The following is a 26,435-nucleotide window of genomic DNA, read 5'->3' as shown; positions in this document are numbered from 1 at the left end:
CCTAAAATAAAAAATACGCTATTCTTTCTGTAGAATCATAGGAAAGGATAACGTATTTTTTGATTTCTTCTATTCAATGTGTACGTTAATATTTACGCATGATGTGATGACTTATATTAACCCTTTATTGCTACTAAGGTAGGAGATATACCAAAAATAGGATTATAAAGTACATTTTTCTTGAGTGGCTCCAAAAGTAAAGAATCGTTGCCGTCCTCCTTAAACGGTTAACTAATCCCAATTTTTTCTATTTTGAAGACATGCTCAACGCTGTGGAAAAACAAGTTTATTTTCTGTTCCTAAAAGCAGCCTTTGTATATTTTCCATATGCCTGAAAATAACCATAAACGCCATTAGGAATGCAAATATATAAAAATATAAGGTATTCCCAAAAACAGGAATAAATGAAATGACCGCAACAAGCAATGTAGCACATATTGTACCTAAAGAGACATAACGGGTTAAAGCTACTATTATCACAAAAAAGCCAAGGCATAAAAGGGCCATAACCCAGTCAACCATAAACAGTACAGCCACTGCTGTAAGTGCTCCCTTGCCACCTTTAAACCCAAAATATACCGGCCAGTTATGCCCTATAACCGCCCCTGCGCCCGCCGCTAAAAGGCTTACGCAATCTTTAGCCTCTCCCGAATAAAAGTAAACGCTAAGGAACAAGCCTATATAACAGGCAATTACCCCTTTTAATATATCTCCCGCAAGAACAAACACCGCAGCAGATTTCCCAAGTACCCTCAGAGTATTGGTAAGCCCGGCGCTTTTGCTTCCATGGCTTCTTATGTCCTTGCCGTATATTTTCCCTACAATCACCGCTGTATTAAGGCTTCCTAAAAGGTATCCCAAAACTAAGGCCGCAAAAATCTTTAAAATATCAATCATCACTCTTCTCCCTTTACATTATTCTGAATTTCTTTTTTTCTACATCAATACAGGGTTTTAGCATTGTTCTTCTCCAGAAAATTTTTCAATAAACTTCTACTTATTTATTCATGTTAAAAGGGCATCTACAATAAGGACGCTGGTTATGACTGAATAGTCAGAAAAAATGACTGGTAAAAAATCCTTCATTAGTTACAACATTTTGGATCTAAACTGCACGCTTTCCTTCTTCTACTTCAATGATCCGATCAATTAATAAAAGGGGATAACGATGGGGAATAATTTCTTCAATTTGTTGAATATTGAACATGAATGTCTCTCCTTTATACCATAGCTAGATATTTTAGTTAGTTTAATTTCCAGAAATAAAATGTTCGAATATTGACAACAATTAGTACCTAGTACTATTATTTGATTATATAACTAAGCATGAAAATAGTAAAGGGGGATAAATGTATGCAATCAAAAGCAAGAATTACAGCTATTGGTACCTATGTACCTGAAAAAAAGCTGACCAATGATGATTTAGAAAAATTAGTAGATACAAATGATGCATGGATTGTACAAAGAACTGGGATGAAGGAAAGAAGAATTACTGGTGATAACGAATATGCCTCTACATTAGCTTTTAAAGCTATTGAAAACTTAGTGGAACGTTATCATAAAAGTCTTGTCGACGTGGATTGTATTCTCGTTTCAACAACTACGCCTGACTACACTTTTCCAAGTGTAGCCTGCCAAATACAAGAGTATTTTAATATTCAACATACAGGTGCTGTTGATTTCAATGCGACTTGTGCTGGTTTTACATATGGATTACATCTGGCGAATGGTTTAATTACATCTGGCCTTCATCGCAAGATTTTAATTGTAACGACAGAAACCTTATCTAAGATTACAGACTATACAGATCGAACTACATGTATCTTATTTGGAGATGGAGCCGCAGCTGTTTTAGTAGAGAAAGATGAAGAAGAGTCTAGCTTTATAGCTACCCATATTGGGACAAATGGGGAAGGAGGCATGCATGTATATCGTAAAAATTTATCTACTACCATGTTTGGAAATCCTTTAAGAACACATGGGAAGATAGTTCAAAATGGAAGAGAAGTATATAAGTGGGCAGCACGGACACTACCAATTGGTATTAAAGAATTGTTATGTCAAGCAGAGTTACAACTGGAAGAGGTGAACTGGTTTGTTCCACATAGTGCTAATTTACGAATGATTGAATCTATATGTGAAAAATCAGGTTTCCCACTGGATAAAACGTTAACAAGTGTAACATACATGGGAAATACTTCTTCTGTCTCCATTCCATTAGCATTAGACATAGGTATGAATGAAGGAAAGGTGAAAAAAGGGGACACTCTCTTACTCTATGGGTTTGGAGGAGGTCTTACACACGCTGGACATATCATTAAATGGCATTTAGCAAAGGAATAGGAGATGAAATATCCAATAGTAACATAAACGTATTTTATTACATTAAAAATCTTTATAGGGATTCTGTTCCATCGCTATAAAGCTAAGTTTTTGCACTACCTCTAAAGCAAAAAAGGCGTTATCCTTTCTGTAGAATCATAGGAAAGGATGGCGTTTTTTGTATGTCTATTTCTGTATCGGATGAATTACAACTATTTGCTCAAGAGATTCAAAACTTTTTATCTCCAAATTTCTTACGAGATCTTGCTAGAAATGTTGGTTTTGTACAAAGAACCAGTAAGTACCAAGCAAAAGATTTAGTCGCTTTATGTGTATGGATCAGTCAAAATGTCGCTAAAACCTCTTTAACTCATTTATGTAGCTGTTTAGAAGCATCAACAGAAGTGCTCATCAGTCCTGAAGGACTGAATCAACGATTTAATGCCACAGCCGTGCAATTTCTACAACAAGTGTTAGCCGAACTTCTCAATCAAAAGTTATCTTCAACTAAGATGCTCACTTCTCCATACGCTTCTATTTTCAAGCGTATTCGTATCCTAGATTCAACTGCCTTTCAACTTCCCGATGGGACAGGTACATGACTGGTATTCTTTGCGTTGGCAAATCGAAATTTTATTTAAAACGTGGAAGTCATTCTTTCAAATCCATCATTGTAAAAAGATAAAACCAGAACGATTGGAGTGCCATTTATATGGTCAATTGATTGCCATTCTACTCTGTTCTTCTATCATGTTTCAAATGCGCCAATTGCTCCTCATGAAGAAAAAACGAGAGCTTAGTGAGTATAAAGCAATATATATGATTAAAGACTATTTTCTTCTTCTATTCCAAACTATTCAAAAAGACACCCAAGAGCTATCAAAGGTGTTACTTCGCCTGTTCAATCTCCTACAGCAAAACGGGCGGAAATCTCATCGATATGAGAAAAAAACGGTCTTTGATATATTAGGTGTCGTTTACAATTGTACCATGTCTGATAATCAAGCCGCTTAATTCAAAAAAGTGAAACCCATTAGGGTTTATTTCGTATGCAAATTTTTAAATTACCTACACTTGCCCTTTAGAAAAAAGAAACAATCTCGCCTAAAATTAACTTTGCATAAGCTTAGCTTGATAGCGATGTGACTCTACCCCATACCCATCAGCCTAAGATTTTGAAGTATCCCCAAAACGGAAATTTCATCCTTTCATAGTTGTCCGTAGGAATTTAGTTCATTTTTTTCATTTTGAGGAAGAATGTATTTCTTAACTTGATAGCAATGTGACGCCACCCCATATATGACGTACTATAATCATTCTTGCTATCAATGGAATTTAAAGAAGATGACTCCTGTTGGCATACAGAAATCATCTTCTTGAGGTTGCCTAACTTTTTTGGAATGTCCTTTACAAAGGGTACAGATCAAGAGCACCTTATTCCTATTCAAGGGGATCACATATACCTTCTTCCCTTAAAATCACCAAAACCTATTTACAAATCTATAAAAGTAGATATAATATCCTTATGGAACCTTTATTAATTTATAAAGCATTGTCAAATGAAACAAGATGTCAAATTTTATCATGGTTGAAAAATCCAGAAAACCATTTCGATGAAAAGCCTTATCTAGAACAAGGCCTTAACTTTCAAGTTGGAGTATGTGTAGGAGATATCCAGCTTAAAACTGGCTTAGCTCAATCGGTTATTTCTAGTTATTTATTAACTATGAAAAAAGCAGGCTTACTAGAATCTGACCGAATTGGAAAATGGACATACTATCGCCGAAATGAAAAAACAATACGAGAGTTTTCTGAATACGTCCAAAACGAATTATAAAATGAAAGCTAATAATCAATTGATTATTAGCTTTCACACATTCTGCTTTTTTACAGGTATCCAATTACTTTTTTATAAAGTTGCACTACCTATAAAAGCAAGAAACATGGAAAGGAGAAAATTTTTTTATATATCATATCTAGTTATTTAGATATCTGTTATTGTATTTCGAATTACATAGTCCTGATAATATTGGCATCCAATCATGCTTGTAATAATGCTTCTTTGTTAATGAATTAACTTTCAAAATACTGATATGAATGGAGAGTTTTATAAATGAAAAAAGTAAATCCTTTACTTATTCTGACACTCGCAATAGGTGTGTTCGGAATTATTACTACCGAGATGGGTATTGTCGGCGTATTACCACAAATCACTCAAAAATTCGGAATTTCAACTACACAAGCTGGATTTTTAGTGAGTATATTTGCACTAGTTGTTGCTATTTCTGGTCCGTTTTTAATTCTGCTCGTCTCTAGTATTAATCGCAAAATAATTTTATTAACAGCAATTTTTACATTTGTTATTTCAAATATAATCTACGCTTATACAACACAATTTGAAATCATGCTTATTTTTCGTATTTTACCGGCAGCACTTCATCCACTCTTCTTTTCAATCGCTCTTGTAACAGCTGCTAAACTTGTCCCTCCAGAAAAGAGCGGTCAAGCAGTTACAAAAGTTTTTATGGGAATTACTGTTGGCTTTGCTTTAGGTGTACCACTAACCTCTTACCTTGCAGACCAATTTTCACTCGAAGTTGCTTTCTTATTCGGAGCGTTCGTTAACACACTTGCATTCATTGGAATACTAATCCTACTTCCTTCTATGCCTGTTAAAGAAAAAATGTCTTTCGGCAAACAAATTCGTATACTTGGCAAACCTGGATTATGGTTAAATATTTTAACCGTCACATTCCTTTTTGCAGCCATGTTTTCCGTATACAGCTACTTCGCCGAGTACCTTGCAAAAGTAACTTCCATGAATGGATCTCTCATCAGTATCATGCTATTCATATTTGGTATAGTTATGATTTTAGGTAATCATTTATTTGGTGGTCTCCTGCAAAAAAGCATAATAAATACCGTAATATCATTCCCTATTCTATATTCTATTGTTTACATATTAGTTTATTATTTAGGTGCCTACCTTGTTCCAATGATTTTTATCGTATTCATTTGGGGAATCGTACATGCTGGTGGATTAATTGTTGGCCAAACATGGTTAATAAGCGAAGCAAAAGAAGCACCTGAATTTGGTAATAGTCTATTCGTTTCGTTCTCAAATCTCGGAATTACTCTAGGAACAACTATTGGAGGCTGGTTTATTTCAAACCTAGGTATTCACCAGCTTATTTGGAGCGGATTTATATTCACACTACTTTCATTCCTATTAATTATAATAAAACTAAAATTTTTCAATTCTAATAGCCAGGCTTCATTATCAAGCTAGTACATTTTCAGTTCCCCATTTGATAAAAAAAATATTATAAATTCTTCTCATAAGATTTTATAATGTGAAAAGTATAATGCTCAAAGCCTTTAGCCATAATTACGACTAAAGGCTTTTTTGTATATAAAGTGAAACTTTAATCAGTGGGGGTTTTGTTCATCCCCCCACTGATTATTAGCCTTCACCAATCGGGCGTTTACGGGCCGTTTATCTCCCACCTAACTTCTTTGCTCCACCTGAATTTTGAGGTGGGAGTTTTACTGCCCACAAATAGCGGGATAAAAATAAATCTAAAAGGAGCTAGTTTTATGGAACATAATCAAAATGGAGTACTTGCTTTAATTGTTTTGTTTTTAGGATTAGTGTTTTTTGTTAGTGGAATGGTTTATCATTTATGGGGTTCTTATTAATGGTATGATTGTAATTATCGATATGGCATATTTCCAAAAACAACTTAACATGGTAAAATAATATTCGGACGGGAGTCCAATATTATTAAAATTAAGATGGTTCAAGTCAGAGAAAGGCACCTTAGGGTGTCTTTTCTTTATTTTCAAAAGGACCTGCTCAATTATTGCGTAAAAAACATAAAGTAATTTGAATCCGTTAAAATACATGAGTGTACCCTTGTTTTCCCCTCTTATTAAAGGAGGAGCTATTATGGGATTTGGTGGTAGTTGTAGTAGTTGTGGCGGCGGCTTTGCTTTATTAGTTGTATTGTTTATTTTATTGATCATTGTTGGAGCTTCTTGCTTCTGCTAAAAAACTATTGGAAAAGACACTCTTATATGAGTGTCTTTTCTTTGTAATAAAAAAGCTCTCCATAAAGGAAAGTTTTTAGGTTTATACATTCAAGTCATCCAAATTAGTTATTTACACAGCACTTTATTTCTTCGCATCTCTCATGCTGTAATATCCTAAATTAATAATAATCAAGAAATACCCACCCATAATTCCAGCAGCAAATGTCCACATGAAATCATGGTGTTCAATTTCATACATAATAATCGCACCGAGTATCGCGGCTGCAAATCGATTCATCATTCCAAGCATCGGTGCTTTTTCTTTTTTTACAATGCTATTTCCTAACTTTTCAATACGCCTTCCTAAAATCCAGACGCAGTACATACTCACCAAAAGGCCAATGCTTATCCCTACAAAATGGAATGGGAAAGGTGTCATAAACCATCCCAACAACATCACACCTAGCAAGCAATACATTTGTATGTTAAATGATCTTAGTGCCATACGAATCATGCCGCACTCCTTTATCTTTCTCATTGTATTTACGTATCATCAATTACGTCTGCTACTATCCAACGCCATATGCTCTCTTCCATATAAAAGTCGGATTTTCATTTTATATATCTATTCAATAACACGGATTTTCTGTACAAAATAACACTTTATCCCAACGTACAGGTAATCAGTTAAATGGTGTCTAGACGTACAATTTTTCACTTTTGATAACGTGTTCCCTAGAATGCGTTAATCGCAAACCATTGTCAAAACGGTCTTGAATCATTTTAAAGTTAACTTTTCCAGTTAGAATCTTTTCGATCATTCAACACCTTCTTATTCATGGATAATTCCTATACCTCTGCCGATAGTAATAAAAGTGAAACACCATAAAAATGCACCGATAGCAGCGAACAAAATATAAGTTTTCAAATTCATTTTGCTAACCCCCGAAAGGTAACATGTTATATGTCTAACGCCTGGAATGAAATAACCCAAAACAAGAGAATAGGGTCCATATTTCTCCATCCATTTTGCAACTTTGCTCATTCTCTTTTCCTTCAAACCAACCCATTTTCCATACTTATCAATGAAAGGACGCCCTGCCTTTTTGCCGATCATATAACTGATCACCATACCCAACAACGCTCCTACAAAACTGACTAAAATGGCAAGCTCATAATTTAAAACATTAATATTCGTAAAGTAACCTACTACTGTCATTATGACTTCATCAGGGATTGGTAATCCTACAATTCCAAGAAGAAGCATCAAAAAAATAGCGAGGTAACCATAATCTGTTATAACCTGCTGTACTAATTCCATCTTTCAGACTCCAATTTTTCGGATATATCTTTTTTAAAATGAGGAAATTTAATTTTACTCACCATTAAATAAGCGAGTACGCATGTGCCAAACGCCACGGAAACTGGATTATTCAAAAAGCATATAATAAGGAGACACATTGCCGCGAATGGAATAGGCATTCCAATAAACGTCGGAAGTTTGCTTTGCTGCGTGTTAAATCTCGCAAGTCGAAGCATTCCGCAAACACTGTAAGCAAGCGCACATATCATCCCGATAAACTGTAAATCTTTTAAAGCGACACTATATGCAAGAATAGACGGTGCGACACCGAAAGTAACTAAATCTGCAAATGAATCTAATTCTCCGCCAATTTCCGAAACAGCATCAAGTTTCCGAGCGACCATGCCATCAAAAAAATCAAATAACATACCTGTAATAATAAAAACTGCTCCCAAATACATATCGTGAACGAGAATAGCGTAAATAGCCAAAAGCCCACATACAAAATTTGCTATCGTAATCATATTTGGTATGTAACTCATAACACGCTTTTCCTCCTTTCAACTAGCTGTTTCATATAGACTTTCTTACTCATTCGGATCAATGTCCTTCTGTTTTTCTTCTAATATAACTTTATTTATTTTCGTTAATGTATCAGTCATTTGCTCTAAAGCATTTATATCGATTTTAGAAAAGTATTTCTCAATTAATACATCATCTAACTCAGACAACCGCTCTATATACTTACTACCATTTGGACCAAGTGTAAGGAAATACTCCCGTTTATTATTAGGGTTTACTTGTTTCGAAATCATCTTCTGTTTTTCCAATTTAGATAAAACTTGGCTAACCGCACTTTTCGATATATTAAAAGTACTCGCAATGTGATTCGCTGTCGTATTTTCATTTAAATTGATATAAAATAACATGCTCTCTTGCTGCCCTGTAAGACCGAACTCATCCTTTAACTCCTGAAATAGTAAAATGTAGAAGTCATTGTAGGCTCGATTCATTTCATTAATTACTTCTTTATACGATCTAGTCATAGCATCTTTCCTCCGATCATGCTGCTATTTCGTTCCACTATATAGTTTAGTTAACTTAACTAAACTATATTATACCTTTATGTTCGTGTAAAGGGAAATCTGTCTCCCTCCTTGACTTACAATTGTACAAAAAAGGACATCTTAATTGATATCTTCTTTTTATACTTAATATTTCAGGCTCTCACCATTCTTTTCAACTACTTCTTTATACCAATTGAAACTATTCTTCTTCGATTTTTTTAATGAGCCTGTTCCTTCATTATCCTTATCATTTACAATTCCTTTAGACAGACAACAATACTACATCACATGTTAAATTCCAATAACTAAATATTAACCATTTCACAAATTCCATATAGACCCATTACTGGTTAAAATGTTATAATTAAATCACCCTACATAGTTACTCATGTTCAGGATGAGTAACTAACGTCTTATTAAGTAATGCGCATAACTTAAATAAAAAAGACACTTCACAGTGTCTTTTTTATTTACATCAAGTTTCCTTTTAATTCCAAAACCAATATAATAAGGTGCACCATTTAATACATATAAAGAAAAATATAGATTTATCAAATCATTATGGCACCCATAAAAGTACTTCTATTTTGGAGGAACACAATATGAACAAAAAGTTATTAACAACATTATTATGTAGCACATTCTTGTTTGGATTATCAGCTTGCAGTTCACATGATACATCTAGCAGTAACACGAAAAACGAACAGGAGACTTCTAAAGAAACAAAAAATGATGAACTTAGCAACAAGGATCCTCAAAAAGGGCTTCCCACCCATGAAGATTCTTCTGGTGTATACATATCAATAGGCTCTGTCGATTCATTAGATGTTATAGGTAATGGAGAAGTTAAAGCACAAGGTGTATTTAAAGTATTAGACGTCAGAGTACATAATGGTCACGAGGAACCCATTACACTAAATAGCAACAACTTTAAATTAATTGACGGTACCGGAAGAGAATATCACATTTCTAATGAATTTCAATTAGTACTTAAAGCTGCAAATACCGCTACATTTAAATTTGGTGTTCTTAATCCTAGTGAAAATTTGGAAGGGAACATTGTATTCGATGTACCGAAAAAGACGCAAGGATTAACTTTGAAAATTAATGGAGATATGTTGGATAAAGGGATCGAGTTAAAGGTGGAATAGTCAAAGAAAATACAAACCGCCTATCACAACTTATACTAACATAACAAAAAGTACAGCCTCTGTATTAACTACAGTAGACTGTACTTTTTCATTTATGATTTTGTATAACTCACTATAACAAGATTCCTTAATTCTTTTGAGAAGATGCTCTCCAATCACGAAAAGATGTTGGAAACCCAGAATGTCCGCGTTGCTTTGTAACAACTGGTTTCTCTTCAGGAATAGTTGGTTTTTCTTCAAGAATACTCAAAGCTGTTTGCATTTTCTCCAACTGCTCTCTTAATGCTTGCTGTTCAATCTTTAAATCCGTAAGTAAACGTAATATCATCTCAGAATTAGCCATAACGATCTCCTTTCCCCCAATACACAGAATAAAATACCATATGTAATAAGCGTAATACTCGTGACAAAAATAAGTTCGTCAACTCCCTTAAAATACCGAGTGCTTTTATTTTTTCAAAAGGACCTGCTCAAGTTTATCCGTAAAAACATAAAGTGAAATAAATCCATTAATATATGGACTTTATGGAAGGAGGAGTTAATATGGGCTATGGTGGTAGTTGTGGTGGAGGCTGTGGTTTTGGCGGTGGATTCGCCTTACTTGTTGTGCTCTTTATCTTATTAATCATCGTTGGAGCTAGCTGTTGGGGCGGCGGAATCGGCTGCTAATAAGAGGCACTCTTGAGAGTGTCTTTTTTTTATTTCTCAATATAGGGCTAACATATGTGGGACCGCCACATGCCCATCAAGCTAAGGTTTTAGATCAACCCCAAAACGAGAATTCTATTCATTTTTGACTATTGATAAGTGAGGGATGTTAACTACAAAACCTCTGACAGCCGTTTCATAATATCAGATATCTCATCTGTCATTTTATCTGTAAGAATGATAATTTTCGGTTCTTTATAAGATGGGTCAATCGACACTTCAAACTTCACTTCACCACTTCCCTTTCGCTCGCTCTAAATATAAAAGCTATTTAAGTTACTGTAAATGGATTTTCGATAATCGGTCGTTTTCACACGATAACTGGTCAAAATACGAATATAGCCATTCTCTTTAGATGCTCCAGGAACACATTCTCCTTATTCACAATAAAAAAGTACACGAAGACGGGCACTCTGTGTACTAATCCAATATATGTATTTAGCCTGTATGAAGGGCCTTATAACATTCAAAAAAACTATATCTTTACGAAAAGCTTTACCCTATTAATCAAAAGAACTTTTTTCTATTTCTATTATACATAAAGTGAAACTTTAATCAGTGGGGGTTTTGTTCATCTCCCACCTACCGTTGGATTATCGTCCTTCACACATTTGAGGAAGGCGACTTCTTTCGGATAATGCGTTAATTTTTATTAGACAAGCATGGACAAGTATACAAGCTAAGTGAATTGATTTGAATATAAATAATTATATTAATTTTCAAAAAGGGGGTGAATCATTTTGAACTCATATTTTTCAAAATCGAAGGGATGCTGCTGTCATGGGATTTTGCCTGCTCTTCCACCTGCTGTTCCCCCGACTCTAGCTTTTTCACCAGCTTATCGTAACTTCTGGCAAAATACATTTGTTACGGTACCTAATGGAGAGAACATTCCATTTAACAATCAAAGTGTAGCTAGCGCAGGAGGAATTGTTCTACTTCTTCCTACTACGATATCCATTCCAGTAGCTGGAGATTATGAAATTAACTATGTAATTACAACCGCTAATATAACAAGCACAGGTTCAGAACAACAAGTAACTGCTATCCTGAACGGAGTGCCAGTTCCTAATTTCCAAACATCTTTTGGTACAATAACTAATACCGGAGAATCATGTGACCAATTTTCAGGAACAGCTATTTTAAGAGTACCGGCTAACTCAACTTTTTCATTAAGAAATACAAGTCTTTTTGGACGTTCTCTAGCTCTTTGTAATCTAGTTGAAAGTGGCGCAGCACTAAATATTAAAAAATTAAATTAAAATCTTTTAAAAAGGCTAGAAAAAACAGCTTTTCTATTGTTCATTGGAGTCTGTATAGTAATAGAACATGAACTAAAAGCCCCTTCAAATCTGAAGAGATTTGAAGGGATTTAACAATACAGAGACACATCTTTTTAGTAGTTTGAATGTTGTTCTATAGTTTCTGATGATGTGTTGACATAAATTATACCCACTTAATACCCGAAATATATTTTATTTAAAGGCCTGAGGGTTATGGTTTATAGCTTTAGAAATCCCGTGATTCATATCAATTAGTAAGCTTTCGTACATTTCCTGATCAATTTGCCCCTTTTTTAATGCCAAATCCATTTGTTTTTGTTGTTGAATTGCGAAATAATGAATTAATTTCGATTCACTTATTCCTCTTCTAGATGCAAACGTGGCTAAAGTTACCCCTTTTTTCATAGCATTCGTATATTCTTGTGAAGTTACTTTTAAAAAATGCAAAAGTGCTGGTTGATCTACGATAAATGTAAACTCCTGTCCTTCTTTAGCGTAAGTTACAGGACTTTTAAAAGTCAAACAGGCAATAAAAAAACAAAAACATAATAACCAAACTGTTTTCTTCATAAACTCATCTCGCCTTCCTTTAAGTTAAATGGATAATATAGTTTTATCCATTGTAGTAGAAAAGACTCTATATTCTTACTTTATGGTTTACAATTATTTTGCATTTAACAAGCATACTGCTGCTGGTACATACTGCATGGATGGTCCCAAAGTTTGTGTTGCGAGAAGCGTTGTTTTTTTCCTAAATTCCAAAAATATTATTAAAGCGCAATATAGTGGTTTGCCAACTATGAAAGCCACTGTCACAAGAAAACAGTAGGCTTTTATTTTGTTATTTAACAAGATTAGAACAGGGATCACCATTTCCCCTCAGTAACATTTGAATTGTACATTTTAAAATTGACATAGCACTTCATGCACCATATACTGTTAACAACAGTATACTGTCATTAACAGTATATATTCCAATTCACTCTAGGAGGTATATTCATGAAACATACAGGAAGACATACAGGTGCATTTCTTTTGTTATTTTTAGCAGAAGGTGATAACTATGGCGGGCAACTACTTCAGAAATGTGAAGAAGAACTTCCGGTCAATCCAATCGATAGTGCCATCCTTTACCGTACGCTGAAGAAATTAGAAAACGAAGGTGCTATTGAATCTTATGTAAGTACATCAGTTCCAGATAAGCCGAGAAAGATGTACAAAATTACTACAGCCGGAAAAGAACAATTAGCAGATTTTCAAATGGATATTGAGGAAAAAATAAAAAACTTATCATTTTTCTTAGACAAATATAAAGACTTAAAGGAATCTTATCATGATTAATGGCGCTATCCTTTACACTTTGGCCATTGTTCTTACGGGGATTTCTTTTATGAAGGATCGGACTAAAACGAAAGCTGCCCTATTAAAATCATGGAAAATATTTCAAAATCTTCTCCCTGCCATGCTCTCCATTATGCTTTTCGTCGGACTATCACTTTCTATCTTAACGCCATCCTTCATCTCTTCTATCATTGGAGAACAGTCCGGATTTTTAGGTATTATTTATTCAGCAATACTCGGATCTGTGGCACTCATTCCAAGCTTTGTCGTGTTCCCACTTGGTAATACGTTAGTCCAACATGGCGCAGGCCTACCTCAAGTTGCGGCACTCATGTCTACACTCATGTCAGTAGGAATTACAACCTTGCCGATGGAACAAAAGATATTCGGACGAAGCTTTGCTTACGCTCGTAATGCATCTGCATTACTCATGTCACTCCTATTCTCATATATCATTTGGGTGGTGATGGTATGAAGGAACTAAAAAGATATCGCTTCTTTTTCATTTTGCTGATTGGACTTATCATACTAACTTTTATAAACCAATCTTTAGGATGGAGCGCATTACAATTAACGGGGAATAGCATTTTAGATATGTTGTTTCTACTCCCCCCTGTCCTAATATTTGTAGGGTTACTTGATCAGTGGGTGAAGAAAGAAACGCTAATGAAATACATGGGAGAAAAGTCCGGCATATATGGAATCTTATTCTCTCTATTATTAGGCGGTATTGCAGCTGGTCCCCTCTATGTTGCCTTTCCGATTGCAGCACTACTATTAAAAAAAGGCGCCAGCATTAGGTACATCGTATTTTTCTTAGGTGTTTGGACAACTGCGAAATTACCGATTATGGTCTATGAATTTTCTTCATTTGGCGCTACCTTCACGCTCATTCACATTTGCTTCGGACTATTGTTCTTCTACGTAATGGGCATTATTTTCGAGAAGTTTTACGATCAAAAGCAATTGCTGCAGTATGATATTACGAAAGAAATGTAAGAAGACATCTTTAATCATAAAGATGTCTTTTTTATATAAACCTTAATTCTCGTTCTGTAAAACCCTCGCTGCCTTTACTCCCTCTTTCTCTTCCTTTAAGAACAACGATACGATAAAAGCAATAACGATAAAGATTAACCCTAGTGTAAATGCACCTTGGAATCCAGAGGTTAAACCATTTAACTTCTCTACTGGGTCCATTGGATTTGCTGAGTTTTCCATATACTTAGTTGTTCCTGACGACATTTTCGAAATAAAGATAGCCGTACCAATTGCGCCAGCTACTTGCTGTAACGTATTAAACAGTGCTGTTCCGTGCGGATATAAATCTGGTGTTAATTGATTTAATCCATATGTTTGTGCTGTCATTACGAACATGAGTCCGACCATTAATACGCTATGCATGACAATAATTTGTACCATTGATGTGTCAGGAGTAATGCCTTTAAATAAGAACATTGCAATCCCTACTAACACAATGCCGGGAACGATAACAACTTTCGGACTAAATTTATCAAATAGTTTACCTGCGATTGGTCCCATTATGGCGCTAATAATACTTCCCGGAAGCATTATTAGTCCTGATTTAAATGCTGTAACGAGTAAAACTGTTTGCAGGAACATCGGTAATAAAGTCATCGTTGAAAATAACGACATCATAACAATGACGATTAATCCAACTGATATTGTAAACATCGGAACTTTAAATGCACGTAATTCTAAAATTGGATTCTCAATTTTTAATTGTCGAACGACAAAAATACATAATGATATAAGCCCAACAATTAAAGTGCCATACACTTTCGCATCAGACCATCCTACATCACCCGATGCACTAAAGCTATACACAAGCCCGCCAAATCCTAATGTCGATAAAAGAATAGATGGATAATCTACTTTTGGCCTTGTTAACTCTGTAACATTTTGGATGTACTTCATTCCAATTACAATTGAAATGATCACGATAGGAATAACAATGTAGAATAACCAGCGCCAATTTAATGAATCAACAATTACTCCAGATAATGTAGGACCAATTGCTGGAGCTGACATCATCACAAGTGCGATTAATCCCATCGTGGCACCGCGCTTTTCAGGTGGGCAAATAATTAAAATCGTATTCATTAATAACGGTGAAATTAACCCCGTCGCTACTGCTTGGACGATACGGCCGACTAATAAAACGGAAAATGTCGGTGCAAATCCCGCAATTAATGTACCGACTAAAAACGTTACCATAGCGATCAAAAACATTTGTCTCGTTGTGAGCCATTGCTGAAGTAACGCTGTAATCGGTACCAGCACACCCACTACTAACATGTAAGCTGTAGAAAGCCATTGAATAGTTGAAGCTGTTACGTCAAATTCTTTCATTAATACCGTTAACGCATTACCAAGTAACGTTTCATTTAATAATGCAACCATTGCACCTAAAAGTAATGCAATTAAAATGGGGGTATGTTTCATATTAGAAGTATCAACTTTGCCACTTGCAGGGCTCTTAGTTGTTATATTCATGTATTGATTCTCCTCCTGTTTTTTACTTAAAAATCTTTAAATACACCGGAACACATGTAATATAATATACATATATAGATTAAAAAGGGAGAATCAATTTAAAGCCATTGTATATTTAATCTACAAAAAAGGAGAATTGTAGATGAACGATAATGAAAAACAGCTTGATTTACGTATTAGACGTACACATAAATTACTTTGGGATTCCTTATTTGAATTAATGACGCAATCAAAACAAAAATATAGTTCCATCACGATTAACCAAATATGCGATCGCGCGATGGTACACCGAACAACATTTTACAAGCATTTTGAAGATAAAGATGCTTTATTAGCATTTGGATTTAAACGATATGGCGAGATGATTACTGAAATACCGCTTTTAGATCGATTAAGTAAACCATTTCAAGTGATGGAACAATTTCTTCACCATGAAGAAATCGGTAAAATATTAGAGGCGCAAATGTCTGATGAGCAATTTATTAGCCGTATACATTATTTAAGTCACGAAACGAGAAAACAAGAAACGGAAGCGTTAAATCAGCTGTGCAAAAATCATACGATGCCAAATGATTTAATCATTGAATTTTATTCAGGGGTAATCACATCATTAAGTGCGTGGTGGTTCCAAAACGGAAGAACAGTTTCTGCGGCAGAAATGGATAGGCACTTCCATCAACTCATTAATCGGGATATTTTTCAGTTTGAAAAGGAATAGTATTACAACTTTTAGATCATGTAATCAAATTGACCACAAAATAGGAATATGATATATTTTCCGTAGAATACTATATAAGTGTGACATCGAATAAAATGGCATATAATAAAAAGAAGAGATGCGCTAACATCTCTTCCCTAACTGCTACCGTATAGGGTGGTAGTTATTATAAGTTATTTCTTTTTACGAAACCCACCCTTTTGCTTCCTACGGCGCGGAGTGGGTTTTTTGTTGTCCTTATCCAGAAGTTGCTTCCGCAAAAAATACGCTGAAACTTCACGTACAGTCGCTTTCACAAACTCTTTTACAAGATCAAACAAAAACTCCATATTATCACCTCCTTTCCTTCCAAATAGAAAGAAGGGATAACCACCCACCCTCACAATATGCAGTTAAATATATTTTACCAAACGATTGTAAAGATATTATGTAAACAAAACAAATGAAATTTTACATAGAAAAAAGCCCATATGAAAATGGGCTTTTTGCATACTATTTATTCTCTTTTAACTTCTCTAACTCCCGCTGTACTTCTTCTTGCAAATTTTGATCTAACACTTCTTGCTGATTAGGAGACTTTAAATTATAAAAATAGTTACTAGCAGCCGTTTCTGCTTCTAGCTTTTGCACATACGATTCAATGCGCGCGAAGCCTTTCGCTGTACTTTCTGTATGGAACGAATCAATTGCTCTGTTGCTTTCTTTTATCGCTTGCGCCGCATTTAATCGCGAAACAAGAACTAGTTCTTTATATTGCAACTCTCCATATTTCTTTTGCAATTTGTCAATTTGTTCATAAAGCGTCGCTGTTTGCTCTTTTGTTATTTCGTACTGCTGGCGATATAGTTCCGCTTTTTTCTCATTTACAATCTTTTCTTGCAAGGCTAACTGCGCCATTTGATCTTCTTCGCGTGATACTGCAAGCTCAGCTTGGCGAGTTCTCTTCGCAATAAGAGTATCCGTTTCTGAAATTAATGCTTCATATTTTTTTTCTAAATAATATTGGTGAGAAAGTGCTTTTTCAGCCTTCGCAATTTGCTGTTCTGTCTCGCGAAGATATTGCTTCAACATGCTAACCGGATTTTCTATCTTATCTAACGTTTGATGCACATCCGCTACTACAATCTTTTTAATACGTTTTAAAATACCCATTATTACTTCTCCTCCTTACGAATATTGCGTTCCCATTGATCTAAAATATCTACTTGTTTTTGTACTTGAAAATCGCTGTATACATCTATATCAGTTGCCATTCTTTTCTCTTTTAATTTTTTATATGCCCAAACAATCGTTGCAACAAATGCAAGCATCGGAAGGACTGGTAATAAACCAATAACTAGGAGCAATATGCCTGTCCATTTTTTAACCGTATTCCCTTCAGACTTACGAAGCATAAACCAGCCGAAAAGAACAAATCCAAATGCTAACAGGAATGGTATAAAGAATAAACCTTCAAACTCTTTTTCATGGTGTTTTTCATGATGCTGCTTTCGCTCAAAGTTATTAAACTTTTCTTTTTGTGTAACGAAAGCTTCCCTTTCTTTATCGTGAGAAACAGTATATGCCGCTTGCTTATGCTTCTCATGATCCCACCTTTCAAACTTCATACTATGTAATCCAAACAATAGTAATCCCAGAAGTAACGGAAGGATCAAAACCCATTTTAACCAACGCAATTTTTTACACTTATTCTTTTTCATCTGTTCACCACCATCTATCCTTCGTTTTGAAATAAGTAAAAAATGTATTACCTCCCTTTACCTTTGATACATATGAGTGTAAAACTTGGACGTGAGAAGAGCATGAAAGAAACATGATGAATATATGAGAAATATCTAAAAAATTTCTCATAATTATTCCAAAACGAAAAAACCCAACTTCTCCATATCAAATAGAGAAATTGGGTTCTTTTTCATTATTTCTATTCACTTTCGAAACTCACACACCAATCTTCTTCAAATCCGAACTTTCAATAATTGAATCGAGAAAAAAGCGTCGATAAATTTTCGTTCCAAATATTCAGAATTAATATTAAAATAAACAATGGGGATAGGGGTATGGAATCATAAATTATACATAACGAGGGAATAGAAATGAAAATTCAATTAAAAGCTGATTTAATGCTACTACTAGTTACATTTTTTTGGGGTGCATCCATCCTACTTACAAAGCTTGGACTTGATGGCATAGAAGAATACAATTTAATCGCATTACGATTTATTATTGCCTTTCTTTTATCAGGTTTAATATTTTACAAACATTTATTCAAAGTCGATTTTAAAACTGTAAAATACGCTTTTATACTAGCTTCCGTTTTATTTATCGTCTATATTTTCGCGACTTTCGGTACAAAGTATACGAGTGTTTCTAATGCTGGTTTCTTACTATGTCTCACAGTCATTTTCATTCCAATATTATCAGCTATATTTTTAAAACACATTCCTGAAAAGAAAGTTATATTAGGAATCATTTTAACGATAATAGGAATCGGCTTATTAACATTAACTAACGAATTCAAGATCGGTAACGGCGATATATTTTGCATACTGTCTGCCTTATTTTATGCCATTCACGTCATCATTACTGGAAACGTAACAAAACATGTGAACTCGATTGCGCTCGGGGTCATACAACTCGGTTTCGTCGGCCTATTTAGTCTTATTTTTTCATTAGTGATGGAAACCCCAAAACTGCCTAGCACGATCAACTCATGGCTAATCATATTAGCCTTAAGCATATTTTGTACCGCAGTCGCTTTCATCGTGCAAGTTATCGCCCAGCAATACACTACGCCCACACATACGGGACTTATCTTTTCACTAGAACCTGTCTTTTCGGCAGGGTTTGCCTTTGTTTTCACAGGTGAAACGCTCACAGGAAAAGGGTATTTAGGGGCGACGCTTATATTATTGAGTGTGTTGATTGCTGAGATAGATTTTAAGGGGTTGTTGCGGGTTAATTATAAGAAGAATATAGAGTAAACATTTCACTATGATCAATAAACATACCCCAGAAAAATATGAGTTTATATCATTCTCTTCACTTAGATTTTCTTTTAAATGAGACTTTTTTAGATGCTATCTTCGAATAAGGTAGCATCTAAAAAATGTTAAAAGAAATTTGCCCCTAGTATCTTCTTATATTTTATGTAGCCTTCATATTTGACCTTTTCTACGTTCTTTGAAGTGAAGATGTTCAAAATTACTTACTGAATATAGTCATACAGATTTTTCGCTAACAATAAACAAGTTACTGTAATGAAAAGAGCACGAACATACCCGCTTCCTTTTTTTATAGCAAATTTGGAGCCAACAATCCCTCCAGCAATTTGAGCAATCCCCATTATAAAACCATACACATAGTTTACTTGCCCTACATACATAAATATCAACAATGCACCAACATTACTTCCTAAATTAAGAAACTTCGCATTACCTGCTGCTTTTAAAAAATCATACCCAATAAATAAAAGAGAAAACATTAAAAACGAACCTGTGCCAGGACCTAGAAATCCATCATAAAAACCAATAGCAAAAACAAAAAAAGTAAAGATAATGACGTGTCGACCAGACAATTTCTTATGAGTAGAAATACTACCCCAATCCTTTTTGAATATCGTATAAATAGCAACCGCACCAAGCATGATCAGCATCAATGGCTTCAGTACTTCTGGGTTCATTAAATGAACAGTCCATGCCCCTATTATGGAACCTATGAAAGTGAGTGGAAATAATTTAAAAGCCGATTTCAAATCAAGATTACCAGAACGATAAAACACAATATTACTAGTTGCACACCCCATTGTCGACGCTAGTTTATTCGTAGCTACTGCACTCGCTGGATTCAGTCCTGTAAATAATAAAGCGGGTAAGGCAATGAGTCCTCCACCACCTACAACTGAATCAATAAATGCAGCTAAAAATCCAAAAGCAATCAAAATAATTAATACTGATGGGTCTAAATAAAAATCCATACTATTAACCTCCCCTTTAGTCACTATTCGAATAGTAACTAATAATTTGCTAAATGTAAACAGTTATTGTAACGTTGAAATATAAAAGCAAACATCGGAGGACGAAAAAAGTGGACTACATAGTGCAACAGCTTAAAAAAATTGGTTTTAATGAATATGAAGCTAAATCTTATGTATCTCTTGTTAAACAGGGGCCTGTCACAGCCTACCAAGTGAGTAAGGATTCGGGTATCCCAAGAGCGCGAATTTATGAGATTTTGGGTAACCTTGTAGAAAAAGGAATTGTCATGAAGGAAGAAATAAATGACACCACTCGCTATTCACCTCTACCGGTTGAAGTCTTTTTACAGAAGGCTCAATCAGAATGGCAGTCTACTTATGAAGTAATCAGTGATTCATTAAAAAAACTAGAAACTTCCGAGGAAAAAACGGATAATCGAGTGATTACTTTAAAAGACAATAAAACAATCATTAGCTATTGTCAGGCATTAATAAAAAAAGCAGAACAACGTATTGTCATTTCAATGTGGGATGAGATGTATGAAGCGTTAAAAGAGGATCTATCTCAGGTAGCTGATAAAGTTACAGTACAAGGCATTACCCTGCATGTGAAAAATCCCATTAAAAATCTAGAAGCCCATCGCATAACACCTTATACAGAAACCTTGTCTACAGAACATTGGTTTATTTTATCGATAGATTCTAAAGAGATGATTTATGGACCATCACTTGAAGAGCGTAATATTGCTTTTTATACAGATGACCCCGTTCATATATACCTATTAGAGGATTACGTATGGCATGATGTTTTAGTGAATCGACTTGTACAACGTAGCCAAGATGATTTGGAGCAATGGATTACTACAGAGAGAAAATCCTTCTTTATGGAAAAATAAGAAACATATTCAAAGAATCAAAGAATAAAGCATAAGTTAATGAAATGGAACACTTATGCTTTATTTTATTTGCAAAGTGATACTCCAGTCTTTTAACTATTTCCCTTCCTCAAACCGCCCAAACTCCTTCAAAAATCTCAGCTTAAAACTACCCACAGGCCCATTCCGATGCTTCGCCACATGGATCTCCGTCATCTCTTTCTGCACCGTTTCCTTATCGTAATAATCCTCTCGATACATAAGCATAATGACATCCGCATCTTGCTCAATTTGTCCTGTCTCTCTTAAATCAGATAAAAGTGGTCGCTTATCTTGACGTGACTCTACGGAACGAGACAATTGCGACAATGCTACTATACAAACATTTAAATCACGCGCTAATAACTTAAGCTTACGTGAAATTTCACTAATCTCTTGAAATCGATTGCCCTTATGCTTCGGATCGCCCGTAATAAGCTGTAAATAATCTACAATAACTAACAGCTTTTTATCACCGTGCTTCCTCTTTAACTTACGAGTCTGCATCCAAATATCTTGCATTGTAACACCTGCTTTATCATAAATCTCAAGTGGCAACTCACCAATCTCCGCAAACGCCTTACTCACCTTTTCCCAGTCTTCTATCGTAAAACGATGCTTCGGATTTTTCAGCCTACCTCCTGACACTTCGCCCGCGCAAGACGCCAGCCTTTTTAACAGTTGCTTACTACCCATCTCTAATGAAAACAACCCAACCGCCGCTCCAGACTTCGCCGCATGCAGCGCGATATTTAACGCAAACGCCGTCTTCCCCATAGAAGGACGCGCTCCAAGAACGACAAAATCCCCTTCCTGCAATCCGCACGTCATCTTATTTAACGATATATAACCAGTCTCAATACCAGTATTCTCTTTCGTATCTTGATGAAGCTCCTCATACAAACCAACTAACGCATCCTTCAAATCAAACTCACATACACAGTCCTTTTCCTCTAACTCACAAAGTTCCGTAATCGTCTCACCAATAATTTTCTCGTCCTTCTCCGCAATAAGACGCTCTCCCATCTTGTGCCCGAGAACACCGGCCTGATACATTTTCCACGCACCTCGAACAAGCCCCTCATAATAAGAAAAGTTACTAGTCGTAGGCACACCCTCTATTAATGCTATAAAATACTCCATTCCCCCGATATTCTCCAAAAAATTAGGATTCATCCGAGAAACGAGCGTCACAAGATCAATTGGTTGCCCTTCATCTTCAATTTTTCGCATTAACCGAAATATAGACTTATGCACCGGCATAGAAAAATAATGCTCCGTCAAACGGCACTCCTTAATAAGCTCCCCATCAATTAATAGAGAACCTAACACCGTCTTTTCCGCCTCCACATTTTGAATACTCATGGACGCCACCCGCGTTCCGCTAAAAAGCGCTGCAACTCTTCCTCTGACAGCGCATTCTTCTCCCACTCCTCGCACCTCGTCAAAAACTCCTCCGTCTCCCCAGTACTAACAGACGACTCCTTCTTCCTAAACTGAGCCGTATCCGCCTCAACCTCAGACACTTTCGTAAATCCTTTCCCGTGCCACCCCCTCAAAATCCCCTTCACATAAGCAACCGTTCGCTTATTATTCTCAAACGCAATTTGAAGAGCCTTCAGCACAAGCTCCTCTGACAAATCAACCATCCACGCACTCAGTTCCTCTACCGCAAACGGAGACAAACTACCAAAATGTTGCTCATAAAAAGAAAACACGCGACTTCCCGTCTCTTCCTCTATAACCTCTTCTTCCGCCTCTTCACAAACCGGATTAACATCATCCATAGCCAAATCACTCGGCATACCAAAATGAGCTAAAAGCATTGGAACATTCAGTTCCTCCTCTACGCACTTCTGAAGAAACATATGTACAAACTCCTTATTCTTCACACCCTTAAGCTCACGAAGCACACACTTCTCCACATTCGTATTCGTCACAGGATTATAACGAAGCCAATTCAAAACGAATAACTCCCTCGTATCCGCATCATAAAGAATCTTTCCATAATCGATGAAGCGCTGCACCAACTTATCAACAGTCTCCCTGTTATAACCAGTCTCCATCTCAGCTAACCGCTTTGGAAACGGAAAAATCCCGCACTGCGTCGTCTTCGAACAAGTTAACAAATAAACATAAAAATACCGCTCCTCCGGCGTCAAATCCAAAACAAAATCATCCTGCCAAAAATTCACCTGCACATTACGATACACCGCCATCAAAGTTCCTCCCGTCTCCATTCAAAAATGAAAATTCCCTCTATGTACTATATATAGGAAGGAGGTCCGGGTTTTTGGCGTGTTATTTCAAATTTTTTTTTTGACTACTACTACGGTGTTTGTTGTTGTTTTTGTTTTGTTTTGTTTTTTCTTAGTGATTTATTACTTGGTAGGGGCTTGGAAGGGGTATGGAAGGGGCTAGTTATCGGTTACTTCGATTAGGAAGACTCGATCTGAGAAGCCACCTCGTTCTTCTTCTTTCTTTTTACGGATGTTGTTGATTTCTTCTAGTGTTGTGCCTTCGTATTCGGCTAGGGCGTTTATTAGTTCTAGTAGGTCGGATAGTTCTTCGAGTTTGTGTTCCTTTGTGTCGGCCTCTAAGTATTCGGTTAGTTCTTCTTCTGTTTTTTTGCAGATTTCTTTTATGTATTCGTCTTCGTTTAGGATTCTTGTTGTGGGTGTTTTTCCGTTGGCTTTTATTATTTGTGGGATTTTGTTTCGGATTAGTTTGTTGTAGGTTGGCATGGGGGTTTCCTCCGTTTGGTTTTTCTTCTATTATAATGGAAAAGCAGTTTAACTAGTTTGAACTGCACCCCAATTGTTAGACACAAACCATCAATTAAAGATGCAGTTCACTCTTTACTTACTGCCTTTTAAAATAACCTCATTACTAAAAACTATCACCTATAGCTCCGTATACTTCTTACTCACCCCATATGCTTTCTCTACAGGATATTTTTCATTATTCTTCTGAATTTTCTCTTCAATCGCCTGTTTAATATCAACTCCTATCTCATGCGCAAATAGCAATGCATACATTAATACATCCGCAAGTTCTTCTTTCATATCTTCACGCTTTTGGGTTACCGCTTCATTGCTACTTTGCCATTGAAAATTTTCAAGTAACTCACTTGCTTCAAGGGAAAGAGATAATGCCAGATCTTTTGGATTGTGGAATTGCTGCCAATTACGATCGTCCCTAAACTGAATCACTTTATCTGTTAGTTCTTTAATTTCATCCATATATACACCTTATTTCATTAATTTATCAATCCGAAATGTCACATATAGTATTTATATCTCACCTATAAATAAAGGACTAATACTAATTCTATAATTACATATCGGAAAATCTTTAAGTAATCTTTCAATCATATTACCTACAGTGTCACTATTTGAGGTATGCACATTATTAAATCTAGATATTTTTATCCACCCAATAGAATTTAAATTCAATTTTTTCAGCCATCACTCCAAAAAAGTTATTTTAATTGTTTCATTCATATTTATACAACAGAAAAATCCCTAGAAGTAGGTACGCCTTCAGAAATTTTCTTTTTAAAATATTCCCTTACATTCGGATTTTCAAAATATACTTTACATCCTTCAATACCTCTAGTCAGTAAAATATAATATATATTTAATATGTACGCTGTAAACTCTTCTTCATTAAACTCTTTTAATAAAGGTGTTCCTCCAGTATCTTTATAGTTTTCTTTTACACCGACAAGATTCCCTTGATCGTTTACTTCGATATCATTTCCGATAATTACACCAACATAATCAATGTCAGCGCCTTGAACCGCATGAATAGAGCCGATTTCTGTTTTAGAACTTTCTAATTCAACCCACTTTTCATGCTGACTATTCCAACGCCATTTATTGCAGTCATCTTCCCAGTCATATGGCAACCGCGATTTTTCCTTCCCCTTATTATCTTTAGACTTCGGATTTGACTTCCATTCCTTCGTATAACCAGCAATGACACGATTTGTAGTATTAGCATCAATCATTTCCATATCTCTAGTAAAACAGAATAATTCACTAATGGAATCTACAATTTGGAAATACGAATCTTTATTTTTATATTTAAAAATAGCAGGATCAAAATTACGATCATCTGAAATATTTAAAGCATACTGAATGCCTTTTACAAAACTTTCTCCATCAAATTCTTCGTTGTTAATGATATTACTTTTAATTCGAAATTGCTGCTTTAAGCTATGCTTTTTATATTTAGTCGTCTGATGATTAAAGTCACTACGTGTAATATCCTGTGGACGTATAGATTGGAATGCATCATAAAATAATACAATACCTTTTGATACTTCTTCTAACATATGCAATTCATTAATTTGAGGCTCTTCTTTATTAAAATGTCTTTTAGATTCTGGATGCCCTTTAGGATAATAGCGTTGCAAGCGATGTGATTCATCTACTAAAACTATATCAAATTTAATTTTCTCTTTCTTTGCTCTACTAATTAACTGACCTGCTCTTTCAAATTTCAACTTCCCAGCTAAGTTCAATTGCTTTAACACTCGATTAAATTTATCAGTTAAATTCCCTGTTGTTACAATACCAATCTTGAAATCTGGATTTTCATTAATCAACTTGTACATTGTAGACATTAATAAAATAGACTTACCTGTACCCGCTCCACCGATTACCATATGTTTATTATGTATATTTTCTACAATTTCCTTTTCATATTCAGCTTGCTGCTCGCTTAATTGCTTAAAAGGTGAATACTTGAATAAAATTTCATTTCGAATCTTTGACAGTTCTTGTGTAACTACTAACTTTTTATCTAACAATTCTTCCTCCCAAAGCTTTACAAAGACAACCTGCTCCATTTCACTTTGTCCATTGTATACTGGCTGAACCTGACCGTTATTGCGATTAAGAAAATGAAATTTTGTTATATCTTTCTCAGCAAACATATGATTGATAAGCATAAACTCTAAATCTTTTACATGAGATTCTGTAAACTGTGAGGCATTGTAAATGACCATACATTGATTAAATTTTCCTTGTAAGAAGTAAGCATCCCCTATATGTTGATTATGTCTTGTACAAAAATTTTTTGTCTCACCTATATAAATAG

General features: G+C 35.3%; 30 protein-coding genes and 3 pseudogenes. 14 read left to right on the top strand and 19 right to left on the bottom strand.

Features of this window, described 5'->3' with window-relative positions; translation table 11 throughout:
* Positions 1–264 precede the first annotated feature (264 nt).
* A complete protein-coding gene (gene plsY / locus AB3X48_RS05025) occupies positions 265–897 on the bottom strand; it encodes a glycerol-3-phosphate 1-O-acyltransferase PlsY (protein WP_088098756.1) in 633 nt (210 codons plus the stop codon).
* Between the two features lie 117 nt (positions 898–1,014).
* Positions 1,015–1,207 (bottom strand): annotated as a pseudogene (locus tag AB3X48_RS05020) (hotdog family protein); the annotation flags it as partial.
* Positions 1,208–1,353: 146 nt separating this feature from the next.
* Here AB3X48_RS05020 and AB3X48_RS05015 point away from each other — a divergent pair.
* The 5 genes and pseudogenes from AB3X48_RS05015 to AB3X48_RS04990 all read left to right on the top strand — a co-directional run bounded on the left by AB3X48_RS05015 (position 1,354) and on the right by AB3X48_RS04990 (position 6,373).
* Positions 1,354–2,343, top strand: a complete 990-nt coding sequence (locus tag AB3X48_RS05015; protein WP_070144492.1) for a ketoacyl-ACP synthase III — start codon at positions 1,354–1,356, stop codon at positions 2,341–2,343.
* Between the two features lie 161 nt (positions 2,344–2,504).
* A pseudogene (locus tag AB3X48_RS05010) lies at positions 2,505–3,336 on the top strand (transposase).
* Between the two features lie 511 nt (positions 3,337–3,847).
* Positions 3,848–4,159 (top strand): ArsR/SmtB family transcription factor, encoded by a 312-nt coding sequence (locus AB3X48_RS05000; RefSeq protein ID WP_002159054.1) that lies wholly within the window; start codon positions 3,848–3,850, stop codon positions 4,157–4,159.
* Positions 4,160–4,435: 276 nt separating this feature from the next.
* The gene (locus AB3X48_RS04995; protein ID WP_088098754.1) at positions 4,436–5,611 is read left to right on the top strand and encodes an MFS transporter; all 1,176 of its coding nucleotides are present in this window, start codon (positions 4,436–4,438) and stop codon (positions 5,609–5,611) included.
* Positions 5,612–6,271: 660 nt separating this feature from the next.
* The gene (locus tag AB3X48_RS04990) at positions 6,272–6,373 is read left to right on the top strand and encodes a YjcZ family sporulation protein (protein ID WP_000505688.1); all 102 of its coding nucleotides are present in this window, start codon (positions 6,272–6,274) and stop codon (positions 6,371–6,373) included.
* A gap of 123 nt (positions 6,374–6,496) precedes the next feature.
* On the opposite strand, the gene AB3X48_RS04985 is transcribed toward AB3X48_RS04990, so the two are convergent.
* From AB3X48_RS04985 to AB3X48_RS22050, 5 genes and pseudogenes are all read right to left on the bottom strand, one after another.
* A complete protein-coding gene (locus tag AB3X48_RS04985; protein WP_199715363.1) occupies positions 6,497–6,868 on the bottom strand; it encodes an ATP synthase subunit I in 372 nt (123 codons plus the stop codon).
* A 318-nt stretch (positions 6,869–7,186) separates the two neighbouring features.
* Positions 7,187–7,675, bottom strand: coding sequence for a DedA family protein (locus tag AB3X48_RS04980; protein WP_070139653.1), 489 nt, complete (start codon positions 7,673–7,675; stop codon positions 7,187–7,189).
* A complete protein-coding gene (gene pssA, locus AB3X48_RS04975) occupies positions 7,666–8,199 on the bottom strand; it encodes a CDP-diacylglycerol--serine O-phosphatidyltransferase (RefSeq protein WP_088098752.1) in 534 nt (177 codons plus the stop codon). Before pssA ends, AB3X48_RS04980 begins: the two co-directional genes overlap by 10 nt.
* A 45-nt stretch (positions 8,200–8,244) precedes the next feature.
* Positions 8,245–8,703 (bottom strand): MarR family winged helix-turn-helix transcriptional regulator, encoded by a 459-nt coding sequence (locus AB3X48_RS04970; protein WP_256416203.1) that lies wholly within the window; start codon positions 8,701–8,703, stop codon positions 8,245–8,247.
* A 165-nt stretch (positions 8,704–8,868) separates the two neighbouring features.
* A pseudogene (locus tag AB3X48_RS22050) lies at positions 8,869–8,973 on the bottom strand (hypothetical protein); the annotation flags it as partial.
* Positions 8,974–9,326: 353 nt separating this feature from the next.
* On the opposite strand from AB3X48_RS22050, the gene AB3X48_RS04965 reads away from it, so the two are divergent.
* Positions 9,327–9,875, top strand: coding sequence for a DUF4352 domain-containing protein (locus AB3X48_RS04965; protein ID WP_016103915.1), 549 nt, complete (start codon positions 9,327–9,329; stop codon positions 9,873–9,875).
* A gap of 127 nt (positions 9,876–10,002) precedes the next feature.
* Here the strand turns inward: AB3X48_RS04965 and AB3X48_RS04960 are convergent, their stop codons facing one another.
* Positions 10,003–10,218, bottom strand: coding sequence for a hypothetical protein (locus tag AB3X48_RS04960; protein ID WP_016103914.1), 216 nt, complete (start codon positions 10,216–10,218; stop codon positions 10,003–10,005).
* 200 nt (positions 10,219–10,418) lie between these two features.
* On the opposite strand from AB3X48_RS04960, the gene AB3X48_RS04955 reads away from it, so the two are divergent.
* A complete protein-coding gene (locus AB3X48_RS04955; RefSeq protein ID WP_000540378.1) occupies positions 10,419–10,544 on the top strand; it encodes a YjcZ family sporulation protein in 126 nt (41 codons plus the stop codon).
* 779 nt (positions 10,545–11,323) lie between these two features.
* Positions 11,324–11,845 (top strand): BclA C-terminal domain-containing protein, encoded by a 522-nt coding sequence (locus AB3X48_RS04950; protein ID WP_016103912.1) that lies wholly within the window; start codon positions 11,324–11,326, stop codon positions 11,843–11,845.
* A 213-nt stretch (positions 11,846–12,058) separates the two neighbouring features.
* Here the strand turns inward: AB3X48_RS04950 and AB3X48_RS04945 are convergent, their stop codons facing one another.
* Positions 12,059–12,436, bottom strand: a complete 378-nt coding sequence (locus AB3X48_RS04945) for a hypothetical protein (protein WP_016103911.1) — start codon at positions 12,434–12,436, stop codon at positions 12,059–12,061.
* 429 nt (positions 12,437–12,865) lie between these two features.
* Here AB3X48_RS04945 and AB3X48_RS04940 point away from each other — a divergent pair, with 429 nt between their 5' ends.
* The 3 genes from AB3X48_RS04940 to AB3X48_RS04930 are packed head-to-tail and all read left to right on the top strand — an operon-like array spanning position 12,866 to position 14,206.
* A complete protein-coding gene (locus AB3X48_RS04940; RefSeq protein WP_016103910.1) occupies positions 12,866–13,207 on the top strand; it encodes a PadR family transcriptional regulator in 342 nt (113 codons plus the stop codon).
* Entirely contained in the window at positions 13,200–13,682 is a 483-nt protein-coding gene (locus tag AB3X48_RS04935) for a hypothetical protein (protein ID WP_016103909.1), read from the top strand. Before AB3X48_RS04940 ends, AB3X48_RS04935 begins: the two co-directional genes overlap by 8 nt.
* Complete coding sequence (locus AB3X48_RS04930; RefSeq protein WP_256416204.1) at positions 13,679–14,206, top strand: permease; 528 nt, start codon at positions 13,679–13,681, stop codon at positions 14,204–14,206. The genes AB3X48_RS04935 and AB3X48_RS04930 overlap by 4 nt, the downstream gene beginning before the upstream one ends.
* 42 nt (positions 14,207–14,248) lie before the next feature.
* Here AB3X48_RS04930 and AB3X48_RS04925 read toward each other — a convergent pair whose 3' ends face one another.
* Entirely contained in the window at positions 14,249–15,724 is a 1,476-nt protein-coding gene (locus AB3X48_RS04925) for an MDR family MFS transporter (protein ID WP_256416205.1), read from the bottom strand.
* 142 nt (positions 15,725–15,866) lie between these two features.
* Between AB3X48_RS04925 and AB3X48_RS04920 the strand changes: the two genes are divergently transcribed.
* Entirely contained in the window at positions 15,867–16,442 is a 576-nt protein-coding gene (locus tag AB3X48_RS04920) for a TetR/AcrR family transcriptional regulator (protein WP_199715367.1), read from the top strand.
* Positions 16,443–16,615: 173 nt separating this feature from the next.
* On the opposite strand, the gene AB3X48_RS04915 is transcribed toward AB3X48_RS04920, so the two are convergent.
* The 3 genes from AB3X48_RS04915 to AB3X48_RS04905 form a co-directional block, all read right to left on the bottom strand.
* Complete coding sequence (locus AB3X48_RS04915; protein WP_016128825.1) at positions 16,616–16,771, bottom strand: hypothetical protein; 156 nt, start codon at positions 16,769–16,771, stop codon at positions 16,616–16,618.
* A 163-nt stretch (positions 16,772–16,934) separates the two neighbouring features.
* The gene (locus tag AB3X48_RS04910; RefSeq protein ID WP_199715369.1) at positions 16,935–17,594 is read right to left on the bottom strand and encodes a PspA/IM30 family protein; all 660 of its coding nucleotides are present in this window, start codon (positions 17,592–17,594) and stop codon (positions 16,935–16,937) included.
* A 2-nt stretch (positions 17,595–17,596) separates the two neighbouring features.
* The gene (locus AB3X48_RS04905; RefSeq protein WP_016103904.1) at positions 17,597–18,142 is read right to left on the bottom strand and encodes a hypothetical protein; all 546 of its coding nucleotides are present in this window, start codon (positions 18,140–18,142) and stop codon (positions 17,597–17,599) included.
* A gap of 393 nt (positions 18,143–18,535) precedes the next feature.
* Between AB3X48_RS04905 and AB3X48_RS04900 the strand changes: the two genes are divergently transcribed.
* Positions 18,536–19,423 (top strand): DMT family transporter, encoded by an 888-nt coding sequence (locus tag AB3X48_RS04900; RefSeq protein WP_199715371.1) that lies wholly within the window; start codon positions 18,536–18,538, stop codon positions 19,421–19,423.
* A 224-nt stretch (positions 19,424–19,647) separates the two neighbouring features.
* Here the strand turns inward: AB3X48_RS04900 and AB3X48_RS04895 are convergent, their stop codons facing one another.
* Entirely contained in the window at positions 19,648–20,415 is a 768-nt protein-coding gene (locus AB3X48_RS04895; RefSeq protein WP_199715373.1) for a TSUP family transporter, read from the bottom strand.
* Positions 20,416–20,525: 110 nt separating this feature from the next.
* Between AB3X48_RS04895 and AB3X48_RS04890 the strand changes: the two genes are divergently transcribed.
* On the top strand, positions 20,526–21,311 hold the full coding sequence (locus AB3X48_RS04890) for a TrmB family transcriptional regulator (protein WP_199715375.1): 786 nt from the start codon (positions 20,526–20,528) through the stop codon (positions 21,309–21,311).
* A gap of 96 nt (positions 21,312–21,407) precedes the next feature.
* On the opposite strand, the gene dnaB is transcribed toward AB3X48_RS04890, so the two are convergent.
* The 5 genes from dnaB to AB3X48_RS04865 all read right to left on the bottom strand — a co-directional run.
* Positions 21,408–22,694, bottom strand: a complete 1,287-nt coding sequence (gene dnaB, locus AB3X48_RS04885; RefSeq protein WP_199715377.1) for a replicative DNA helicase — start codon at positions 22,692–22,694, stop codon at positions 21,408–21,410.
* Positions 22,691–23,548, bottom strand: a complete 858-nt coding sequence (locus AB3X48_RS04880) for a DnaD domain-containing protein (RefSeq protein ID WP_199715379.1) — start codon at positions 23,546–23,548, stop codon at positions 22,691–22,693. The genes dnaB and AB3X48_RS04880 overlap by 4 nt, the downstream gene beginning before the upstream one ends.
* Before the next feature lie 198 nt (positions 23,549–23,746).
* Positions 23,747–24,073 (bottom strand): nucleoside triphosphate pyrophosphohydrolase, encoded by a 327-nt coding sequence (locus AB3X48_RS04875; RefSeq protein WP_199710384.1) that lies wholly within the window; start codon positions 24,071–24,073, stop codon positions 23,747–23,749.
* A gap of 159 nt (positions 24,074–24,232) precedes the next feature.
* Positions 24,233–24,571: a nucleotide pyrophosphohydrolase gene (locus AB3X48_RS04870; RefSeq protein WP_199710385.1), complete on the bottom strand. Its 339-nt coding sequence runs from the start codon at positions 24,569–24,571 to the stop codon at positions 24,233–24,235.
* A gap of 263 nt (positions 24,572–24,834) precedes the next feature.
* The coding region (locus AB3X48_RS04865) for a DNA/RNA helicase domain-containing protein (RefSeq protein WP_367958938.1) at positions 24,835–26,435 on the bottom strand (1,601 nt) is incomplete at its 5' end.

The sequence above is a fragment of the Bacillus sp. S4 genome, assembly GCF_040838205.1.
In the GTDB taxonomy this organism is placed as follows: Bacteria; Bacillota; Bacilli; order Bacillales; family Bacillaceae_G; genus Bacillus_A; species Bacillus_A cereus_U.
This window is presented reverse-complemented; position numbering and strand designations above follow the sequence as displayed.